8 protein-coding genes are annotated in these 9842 nt (G+C 47.5%); all 8 read left to right on the plus strand.

The window, feature by feature from the left end; genetic code table 11:
- Positions 1-108 precede the first annotated feature (108 nt).
- Positions 109-1428 carry a methylenetetrahydrofolate--tRNA-(uracil(54)-C(5))-methyltransferase (FADH(2)-oxidizing) TrmFO gene (trmFO, locus tag FC20_RS08365; protein ID WP_008461878.1) on the plus strand — a complete coding sequence of 440 codons (1320 nt, stop codon included), beginning with the start codon at positions 109-111 and terminating at the stop codon, positions 1426-1428.
- The gene (xerC, locus tag FC20_RS08370; protein WP_008461879.1) at positions 1421-2329 is read left to right on the plus strand and encodes a tyrosine recombinase XerC; all 909 of its coding nucleotides are present in this window, start codon (positions 1421-1423) and stop codon (positions 2327-2329) included. Before trmFO ends, xerC begins: the two co-directional genes overlap by 8 nt.
- Before the next feature lie 145 nt (positions 2330-2474).
- Positions 2475-3008 carry an ATP-dependent protease subunit HslV gene (hslV, locus tag FC20_RS08375; protein ID WP_056945372.1) on the plus strand — a complete coding sequence of 178 codons (534 nt, stop codon included), beginning with the start codon at positions 2475-2477 and terminating at the stop codon, positions 3006-3008.
- Position 3009: 1 nt separating this feature from the next.
- Positions 3010-4401 carry an ATP-dependent protease ATPase subunit HslU gene (hslU, locus tag FC20_RS08380; RefSeq protein WP_008461882.1) on the plus strand — a complete coding sequence of 464 codons (1392 nt, stop codon included), beginning with the start codon at positions 3010-3012 and terminating at the stop codon, positions 4399-4401.
- 34 nt (positions 4402-4435) lie between these two features.
- Positions 4436-5332, plus strand: a complete 897-nt coding sequence (locus tag FC20_RS08385) for an aldose 1-epimerase family protein (protein WP_008461884.1) — start codon at positions 4436-4438, stop codon at positions 5330-5332.
- Positions 5333-5542: 210 nt separating this feature from the next.
- Positions 5543-7201: an FAD-dependent oxidoreductase gene (locus tag FC20_RS08390; RefSeq protein WP_056945373.1), complete on the plus strand. Its 1659-nt coding sequence runs from the start codon at positions 5543-5545 to the stop codon at positions 7199-7201.
- Positions 7202-7387: 186 nt separating this feature from the next.
- Positions 7388-8752 (plus strand): Rib/alpha-like domain-containing protein, encoded by a 1365-nt coding sequence (locus FC20_RS08395; RefSeq protein WP_008462581.1) that lies wholly within the window; start codon positions 7388-7390, stop codon positions 8750-8752.
- A 195-nt stretch (positions 8753-8947) separates the two neighbouring features.
- Positions 8948-9694, plus strand: coding sequence for a TFIIB-type zinc finger domain-containing protein (locus tag FC20_RS08400; protein ID WP_008462579.1), 747 nt, complete (start codon positions 8948-8950; stop codon positions 9692-9694).
- Positions 9695-9842: the final 148 nt, after the last annotated feature.

Below are 9842 nucleotides of genomic sequence, written 5' to 3' on the forward strand. Positions count from 1 at the left end.
TGAATAGCATTGGATATGTTTTTGAATTCGGAAGAGAAGACTTTTTCCGGTAAAATAGCTAAGAATAGATTTTCTATAAGTTTAATAAGAGAGATAGGATTGAGACAGATGACTAAAAAAGTTACAGTTATTGGCGCAGGACTGGCTGGCAGTGAAGCTACTTGGCAACTTGCCAAGCGCGGCATTGAGGTTGACCTTTACGAAATGCGGCCTAAGGAAATGACGCCGGCTCACGAAACCGGCAATTTCGCAGAACTGGTCTGCACCAACTCCATGAGAAGCAACCAGCTGTCAAACGCGGTAGGCCTCCTCAAAGAAGAAATGCGGCAAATGGGCTCCTTGATCATGGAAGCCGCTGACCAGACCCAGGTGCCAGCCGGCGGGGCTTTGGCCGTTGACCGGGATCAATTTTCAAACTATGTAACTAGCAAGTTAAAGAGCCTAGACAACGTAACTGTCCATGATGAAGAAATTACTGAGCTGCCAACTGATGGCATCGTGATCGTGGCCACGGGTCCTTTGACTAGTGACAAATTAGCCGAACAGATTCAACAGTTTGAAGGCACCGATAGCCTCCACTTCTTTGACGCTGCGGCTCCAATCGTTGCTGCTGACTCGATTGACATGGATATCGTCTACAAGAAGAGCCGGTATGACCGAGGTGAAGCTGCCTACTTGAACTGCCCAATGACTAAGGAAGAATACGACAAGTTTGCTGACGCCTTGATCCATGCGGAAACAGCTGACCTGCACGGCTTTGAAGATAGTGAAGTCTTTGAAGGATGCATGCCAATCGAAGTCATGGCTAAGCGCGGTCCGAAGACCATGCTCTTTGGTCCCCTGAAGCCAGTTGGCCTAGAAGATCCAAAGACTGGGGAAACCCCATATGCCGTGGTGCAGCTCCGTCAAGACAACGCTGCAGCTTCTATGTACAACATCGTGGGCTTCCAGACTCATTTGAAATACGGTGAGCAAAAGCGGGTCTTCTCCATGATTCCAGGCCTTGAAAATGCCCGTTTTGTCCGCTACGGCAAGATGCACCGGAACACTTACATGGCCAGTCCTGAAGTCTTGAAAGCTACTTACGAAGCCAAAAAGCAAGAAGGGCTCTTCTTTGCTGGCCAAATGACCGGGGTTGAAGGTTATGTCGAAAGTGCCGGCAGCGGTCTGGTTGCTGGGATTAACGCTGCTAGAGAAGCAGCCGGTCTTGAACCAGTAGAATTCCCTGTTACGACTGCTTTAGGCTCCATGGCCCACTACATTACGACCACTGATGCCAAGCACTTCCAGCCAATGAACGCCAGCTTTGCCCTGATTCCAGGTCTTGAAGGCAAGAAGATCCGCAACAAGCGGGAGCGCCACGAAAAGATCAGTGAGCGCGGCTTGGCAGACTTGGCCACTTTTAAGGCAGAAAAGCTGAGTGATTAAGGTGGACTGGGTAGAACAATTTTTATCCTACTTACGCAATGAACGGGTCTATAGCGAGAAGACCGCGACTGCTTATCAAAGCGATTTAGCTGATGCTCAGGCCTTTTGGCAGGAAAATGGCGGCTTTAAGGGCTGGGACCAGCTTGACCGCCGCGATGTTGAGATTTACCTGCAAGCTTTAGCGCAAAAAGGCCTAGCTGCCAGCAGCCGGATGCGGAAGATGTCAGCTCTAAAGTCTTTTTACCGCTTTTTGATCAAGCGAGGATTAACGGAAGTTGATCCAACTGAAGCCATCGAAATGCGGCGTGGTGAAAAGAAGCTGCCAGACTTTTTCTACCAGCCAGAAGTTAGGAAGGTGCTGGATTCTTTAAATGACGGCAAGCCCTTGACCTTGCGCAATCGCGCGATTTTAGCGCTCTTTTACGCAACGGGGATGCGGCTGAGCGAGGTCAGCAGTCTGCTAATCAAGCAGGTAGACTTTGACAACTGCCTGATCCTGGTCACTGGTAAAGGGAAAAAGGAGCGCTATGTCTTTTTTGATGAGGAGACCAAGCAGATCCTGCAGACTTATTTAGCAGATTCCCGGCCCAGGCTCTTAAAGTATGGTCATGACAATGGTGATTTCTTCCTCAATAACCGGGGCGAGAAATTGAGCAGCCGCGGGATCAGTTTAGTGATCAAGCAGCTTTTTAAGAAAAGCGGCATTACGAGCAGTGCCCACCCTCATGAGCTGCGACACAGCTTTGCGACTGCCATGCTCAATAATGGGGCCGACCTGCGGAGCGTCCAGGAACTTTTAGGGCACAGTGACCTGTCGACGACGCAAATTTATACGCATGTAACCATGAAACATTTGCAAGATGAATATCGGCAGCATTTTCCCCGAAAAGACGAAAAATAATATAAAAAGTGATATGATGAAACTGGTTGGTAAGCGCCAACGGATAAATTTTTATTAAGATATTTGTGAAAAACTGCCAAAAAGTTGGCGAACGATTACAATGCTGATTGTAATTTATTCTGCGATTTAGCAAGTGGAGGAAAAAATGACTACAATTTGTTCAGTCAAGTATCATGGCCAAACCGCTATTGCCGGCGATGGCCAGGTAACTTTAGGCAAGAGCATTATTGCTAAGACGACTGCCAAGAAGATTCGCCGCATCTACCATGACCAAGTGGTCATCGGCTTTGCCGGCGGGGTGGCGGATGCGGTCAGCCTGCAAGAAATGCTGGAAGGCAAGCTGGAAAGCTACGGCGGCGACCTCCGCCGGGCAGCTGTGGAAATGGCACAGGCTTGGCGCAAGGACCCAGCCCTGCAAAAGCTGGAAGCCATGGTGATCGCCTTTAATGACAAGGACCTGCTCTTAATTTCTGGTAACGGTGAAGTCCTAGAACCAGATGAAAGCGTTGTGGCAATTGGGTCAGGCGGCTACTATGCGCAAGCTGCGGCTGTTGCCATGACTCGCCACAGCGATGGCATGACGGCTAGCGAGATCGCCAAGGAAGCCGTCAACATTGCGGCTGATATCGATGTCTTCACTGACCACCAGATTATTACGGATGAAATCGAGGAACAGTAGCATGAAAGAAAAAACGCCTCGTCAAATCGTTGAGCTTTTGGACAAGTATATCGTTGGTCAAGATGAAGCCAAGAAGCTGGTGGCGATTGCCTTGTACAACCGCTACCGCCGCTCCCAATTGCCAGAAGACCTGCAAAAGGACATCACGCCAAAGAACATTTTGATGGCCGGGCCAACCGGGGTTGGTAAGACGGAAATCGCCAGAAGACTGGCTGATATCGTGGAAGCCCCATTCGTGAAGGTGGAAGCCACTAAGTTTACCGAAGTCGGCTACGTTGGCCGCGACGTTGAATCCATGGTCAGAGACCTGGCTAACGAAGCTGTTCGCATCGTGGAAAAAGAAGAATTTGCTAAGGTTGAAGGCCAGGCGTTAAGAGAAGCCAACAAGACTTTGGTTAGACTTTTAGTGCCAGGCGTCAAGACCAACAACCGGCAAAACCAAATGCAGCAGATGCAGGCGATGATGGACAGCCTGTTAAGCGGCAAAGGGATGCCGGAAGAGCAAGAAGAAGTTACGGATGAAGTCCGCAACAAGCGCTTGAGCGTTGCCGAAAAGCTGGAGCGCGGCTTGCTTGAAAATGAAGAAGTCACCATTGAAGTTGAGCAGGCCAACAAGGTCAACCCTATGGGCGACATGATGGGCCAGATGGGCATGGATATGTCAGCTTTAAGCGACCTAATGCCTAAGAAGAAGGTAAAGCGGACCCTGCCAGTCAGCCAAGCCAGAAAACTTTTAATTCAAGAAGAAGAACATAAGCTGGTTGACTACGATGCCATCTACCAAAAGGCCATCGAAAGAGCCAGCCAAAGCGGGATTATCTTCATCGACGAAATCGACAAGATTACCGCTGCCGGTCAGCGCAACTCCGGCGAAGTCTCCCGTGAAGGGGTTCAAAGAGATATCTTGCCAATCATTGAAGGCTCAACGGTTTCAACCAAGTATGGTCCTTTGCCAACGGATCACATTCTCTTTATTGCTGCTGGGGCCTTTGCCGAAAGCAAGCCAAGTGACTTGATCCCAGAACTCCAGGGCCGGTTCCCAATCCGGGTTGAACTGAATGCCCTGAAGAAGGAAGACTTTGTCAAGATCTTGAAGGACCCGCAAAATTCGCTCTTGAAGCAGTACATTGCCTTGCTGAAGGCGGATGGGGTTGACCTGGTCTTTACGGCAGAAGCAGTCGACAAGATCGCAGAAATTGCCTACGATGTCAACCAAGGCACGGACAACATTGGGGCTCGCCGTTTGGCGACAATCTTGGAAAAATTGCTTGAAGAAGTCTTATATGAAGGTCCTGACATGGAAATGGGTCAGATCACCATCACTCAGGCTTACGTTGAGCAAAAGTTAAGCGATATTGTGAAGAATAAGGATTTAACTAAGTTTATCTTGTAATTAGCGAGCAATCTAGCTTTTTGAGGGGGAAAGCATGGACTACACAATCGAAAATGAAATCATTAAAGTGACGGTATCTTCAACGGGTGCAGAAATTCAGAGCATTGTCGGCAAGCATATTGGCAATGAATATATCTGGCAAGCAGACCCAGAAATCTGGGGTCGCCATGCGCCGGTTTTGTTTCCAATTGTCGGCAAGCTGAAAAACGATGAATACAGCTACCAGGGCAAGACCTACCACTTGGGCCAACACGGCTTTGCCAGAAATATGGAATTTAAGTTGGAGGAACAAACCAAGGAAAAGCTGACTTTCCTTTTGACGGATACGCCAGAAACCTTGGAAGTTTACCCATTCCACTTTGAATTCCGGGTGAGCTACGAGCTTTTAAACAACATGGTGAAGGAAAGCTTCAAGGTTACCAACACCGGTGACGGCGACATCATCTTCGGCGTGGGCGGCCACCCTGGCTTCAACCTGCCAGTTGATGACCAAGTCAAGAAAGAAGACTTTTACTTGCAAACCAGCCCGGCAAAACCGCGCGTACAAGTGCCACTGGAAAATGGCTGCCTGAACTGGGATAAGCGGTCTTTGGCGCCAACAGAAACCATGATCACCATTACCGATGACTTGTTTAAGAATGATGCCCTGGTTTACCTGATGCGGCACCCAAACAACAAGTTCTCCATTAAGACGGATACCAGCCGCTTCCACATCAACGTGCGGACGGATTCTGCGCCATACGTGGGCGTTTGGTCCCAATATCCAAAGACGGCTAACTACGTCTGCATCGAACCATGGTGGGGGATTGCTGATACCACCGATGCTGATGGCGACTTGGAACACAAGAAGGGGATGAACCGGATTAAGAGCGGTGAAACTTTTGACGCCAGTTTTCGGATGTCCTTCCACAGTCCAGTTCATGCTGAATAAGGAATAATATCTTTTAATTGATAAGGCCACGCAAGTGGCCTTTTTTCATGCTGTTTTTTACCCAAAATTACCCGCTTTTTACATGTGAAAGTGTTTACAAATGTCAAAAATTGAACTAAGATCGATCTTGGAAATAGCAAAACAAAAATATTTGCCATTCGTGATTGATATTGGTTAATTGATAATTGTTGATATTTTTGGAGGCACATTATGAGCAAGTTAACTGCGGGAACTTTTGAAGGTACAGCACCAGGCCACAACGGTGATATTACCGTTGCTTTGACAACGGATGGTGAGCGCATTACCGACTTAAAGCTAGTCAAGGAGCAAGAAACGCCCCATGTTGGCGACAACGCCTTTAAGTGGCTGCCAAAAGCAATTGTAAAAAATCAATCGGTTGGCGTTGATGCTGTGAGCGGGGCAAGCTTTACTTCTCGCGGGATTATTAACGCGACTAAAAAAGCACTAGAAGCAGCCGGCGGCAAGGTTGAAGACTGGGATAAGCACGTTCCAAAGCCTCTTGTTGCTGCTAAAGACCAAACAGCGGATGTAGTGATTGCTGGGGGCGGCTTAACTGGCTTAGCCAGTGCAGCTTTTGCAGCGGAAAAGGGCTTGAAGGTCATAGTCATTGAAAAGAACGATCAGGTTGGTGGCTCCTTCCGCTATGCAGCGGGGGCCTTTGCCACCTGCGGGTCCAGCCAAGCTGAAGACAATCAGGTTGATGACTTGGTGGCCTGGGTTAAAGAATTAAACCGCCATGGCGCAAAGAAAGAGATGAACTATGACTTCCTCCACTACCTAGAGGAAAATAGCGGTAAGGCTTTTGACGACCTTTGCCAGATTACTGGTCTAAAGGGACAAAAAATCCAAGATGCCCCTTATAAGGTATTGACGCCGGGGCCAGGGGCGCTGGTTACTGAGCGGCTTGAAGCCTATATTAAAGATCATGGCGGCTTGATTTTGCCAGACACGGTGATTACGAAAGTTTTGACTGATGGCAGTCACGCAGCTGGCATTATGGCCAAGAATGCATCTGGCAGCTTCAAGATTACAGCAAAATACGTAATAATTGCGACCGGCGGGGCTTCTGCTGGTCACCGGGACTGGCTGGAAAAAGAAACGCCAGCACTAGCCAATGTCCATGTCTTTAATGAAGCTAACCCGGCCAATACCGGAGATGGCTACGGCATTTTAAAGGAGGCAGGGGCTGACTTTTATGGTCATGAATACTACAAGAACGCCTTTCTTGACTTTGGCTGGCCACTGCGGATTTACTACGCTAACGTTCCAGACTACAGCAAGGCGATTTTGGTCAATGCTGATGCCAAGCGTTTTACTAATGAGGCGCCATTCTTTGTCTTGAATCTGACGACTGCGCTCTACTATGAAGGATCGCCGCGCTACTACTTGATCTATGATGCCAAGACGATGGATCAAGACTTCAGAAAGAAGCTGGACAGTCAACAAGAAGACCCGAAGGTAGTCGTTCATGCTCAGACAATTGAAGAGTTGGCAAAGAAATTGAGTCTAGATCCAGAAGCCTTGGCTCAAACTTTTGCCGATTATCAAAAAGCTTGCGAGACTGGACAAGACGAGTTTGGCAAGGATCAAGCTCATCTGGAAAAGTTTGATGGCAGCGAGGGCTACTATGGTCTGTACGTCATGCCGGGATGCTGGGGGACGATTGGCGGCGTTAAGATCAACCAAGAGTTCCAAGTCGAAAAGACGGATGGCAGTTATTTTGACAACTTGTTTGCTTTAGGAGAAATGTCGACGAGTGAACTCTTTAGTGACTTTTACATTGCTGGTTTCTCCTTGGCCAACTACTTTACTGAAGCCAAATTATTGGCTGAAAAATTAGATAAGTGATGTATCTGAAATAATAGTTGATAATCCAGAAAGAAAAGGCCACGCAAGTGGCCTTTTTTGTAACATTTTTTTGTCAATAATATGAAACCGCTAGCAGAAGAAGGACTATAATTATAGGTGAAAAAGTTGTTTTGTAAAGTAAATGTCATATGTGTGTTATTTAATCAGAAAACGGAGGAGAAAAAGATGAAGACTTTTTCTAAATTAGCTGTCCTTAGTGCCAGCGCTTGTTTGCTGAGCCTTAGTGCTGGGCAAGTCCAGGCCAGTCAGGCCGATGAATATTCTCCAGAAGTGAAAAAAGTCCGCGTTCAAGAAGGCAACTACCTGATTGCCCGGGACCTGGTTAAGAATGCCTCGAAATTGCCGGAAAACACCATTTACGGGTTTGTCCATGAGCCCAACTTTTTAAAGGCTGGGACTTACCGGACGAGAATTCGGATTCTGTACCCTGATGATTCAACCGAAGAAACTAGAAAGGCCAAGGTCCACGTTAAGTCAGCCAGCGATGCGCAACGATACCAGCCAGTGGTGACTGGCCGGACTATAGCTTTTGGCAAGGCCTTTAAGTCAAAGCGCCTAGTTACCAACAAAAAGCAGCTGCCGAAGAAGACCAGCTACCGCTTTACGGCGATTCCTAACTTCAAAAAAGCTGGTACTTACTGGACCCGGGTCAAGGTCACTTACCCGGACAAGAGCAAGGAAGAGAGCGCCTGGGTTAAGGTAGTTGTTTTGCGGCAAAAAGACAGCGACAAGTACCAAGTTCACGTGAAGGGGAAGACTACTTATTACGGGAAAAAGCTGACAGCCAAATCTTTGGTAACCAATGCTAAAAAGTTGCCAAAAAAGACCAAGTACTACTTCACCATGACGCCAAACTTTTACTACGCTGGTACTTACTATTCAGCGGTCAAGGCTGTTTACCCTGATGGGACAGCAGACGTTAGCCGCCTGGCCAAGGTGGTCGTTAAATCTTTGGAGAGCCACTACCAAGTCAAGGCAGTCAGCAAAACGACCTCTTTAGGCAGGGCAATTAATCCTAAGAACGTCGTTACTAATGTGAAGTCCCTGCCCAAAGGCACCACTTTTGCCTTTGACCGGACCATCCACTGGAATAAGACCAGCAAAAAGCGGGTCAAGGTAATTGCCATTTATCCTGACCAAAGCCGGGACTTAAGCAACTACATTACGGTCACCATCAAGGATAACCGTCAAGCTGTGCGCTATAAGCCTGTGTTAATCAGTGGTCAAACCAGACTGAATGTCGTCTTGCCAGCTAAAAGTTTGGTGAAGAACCTAAGTGCTCTGCCAAAAAGGACGCAGGTGTCTTATGTGACTAGTCCGAACTTTAACCAGGCCGGCAGCTGCCAGGTGAAGATTAAGATCACCTACCCAGACAAGTCCAGCAAGACTTATGGGGTGATCGTGACTGTGATTGATCCAGCTCCTAGCCAGCCCAGCGGTGAAAGCTCTAGTTCGGCTTCTAGCCAATCAGCTGCAGCCTCCCAGTCGTCAGCAGTTTCAAGCAGTTCTGCTGCCCAAAGCAGCAATTAAATTAATAATTTGTTGTTGGACTAGGTCCCAAACGATGGGACTTAGTCCTTTTCTTTTTTAGGATTTATCGGCTTTTGTGATTTTTAACTTAACAATTGGAGAGAATTTGTTATAATTGCAAGTAGCTAAGCGCTTACATTATTTTGGGATTAAGTTTGGAAAAATAAAACGTGAAATGAACATTGAGGTGAAACAATGAAGAAGATTGAATGTGAAGTGTGCGGCAGCCAGCGGCTGGTTAAAGAAGCAGGTCGCTTTATCTGCCGAGATTGCGGGGTTGAATACTCTCTCCCTGAGCTCCAGTCCCAAATTATCGATTCTCCAATTGAGCGCAATCAGCGGCTTTTTAAGCGGGCCAAGGACCTCTTTCGGGCCAGAGAATATGAGGCAGCTAGGCAGTTATATCAGCGGCTGGCTGAAAGAGGCGATCTTAGCGCCGAATTTTATGAAAAGCTGTGTGAAGCCCATCTAGAGCCCTTAAGAAAGGATTGCCGCTCAGCTATTTTGACCAGCTTCCAGCATAGTTTGGAGAATCTCTGGAACCGGGATCCAGACCGCTATTTTAAACAGGCTAGTCAAATGCTGGGGGAAATCATTGTTTTTGGCCTCACGGTAGAAGAAATCTACGAAGAAGAGTTTCAGTCTAAGGCTGCCCGTCTTGAGTCTACTTCCATGCAAACCTTGAAAAAAGAGCATGAAAAGATGCAGGAAGGTGCCGGTGCTGCCTGGCTCTTGATGGACCAAGCCGCCCACTTATGTGCAGAAACTGCTGGCGACTTGTCCAAGGCCAGCAGCTACTTTTGGGAATTGGTTGATGCCATCTTAGATGACCTTAGCATCAACCAAAAGCGGGGCACCATTGCCTTAGGCGATGTTCAAGAAGAAAGAATGTACTTTGCCAAGTTAAAGGATGGGGCAAAAGAGACCGAAGAAGTTAATTAAGTAAACTTTTTTCGAGAAAATCCTATTTTTTTGTAAAAAAGTCTTGCCAAAAGTTTAAAAGTTAAGTAAACTAATATGTGGTTGGGGGATGCAAGGAGCCGTCCCTTGATTGACATTAAGATTGCGTTATAGCCAAGTGGTAAGGCAA

This window comes from Lactobacillus equicursoris DSM 19284 = JCM 14600 = CIP 110162, from assembly GCF_001434815.1.
GTDB classification, from domain to species: domain Bacteria; phylum Bacillota; class Bacilli; order Lactobacillales; family Lactobacillaceae; genus Lactobacillus; species Lactobacillus equicursoris.

Excerpts from the sequence above, each read along its gene's own strand:
- trmFO (WP_008461878.1), top strand. The coding sequence starts at position 109 with ATGACTAAAAAAGTTACAGTTATTGGCGCAGGACTGGCTGGCAGTGAA.
- hslV (WP_056945372.1), top strand. The coding sequence starts at position 2,475 with ATGACTACAATTTGTTCAGTCAAGTATCATGGCCAAACCGCTATTGCC.
- hslU (WP_008461882.1), top strand. The coding sequence starts at position 3,010 with ATGAAAGAAAAAACGCCTCGTCAAATCGTTGAGCTTTTGGACAAGTAT.
- FC20_RS08385 (WP_008461884.1), top strand. The coding sequence starts at position 4,436 with ATGGACTACACAATCGAAAATGAAATCATTAAAGTGACGGTATCTTCA.
- FC20_RS08390 (WP_056945373.1), top strand. The coding sequence starts at position 5,543 with ATGAGCAAGTTAACTGCGGGAACTTTTGAAGGTACAGCACCAGGCCAC.
- FC20_RS08395 (WP_008462581.1), top strand. The coding sequence starts at position 7,388 with ATGAAGACTTTTTCTAAATTAGCTGTCCTTAGTGCCAGCGCTTGTTTG.
- FC20_RS08400 (WP_008462579.1), top strand. The coding sequence starts at position 8,948 with ATGAAGAAGATTGAATGTGAAGTGTGCGGCAGCCAGCGGCTGGTTAAA.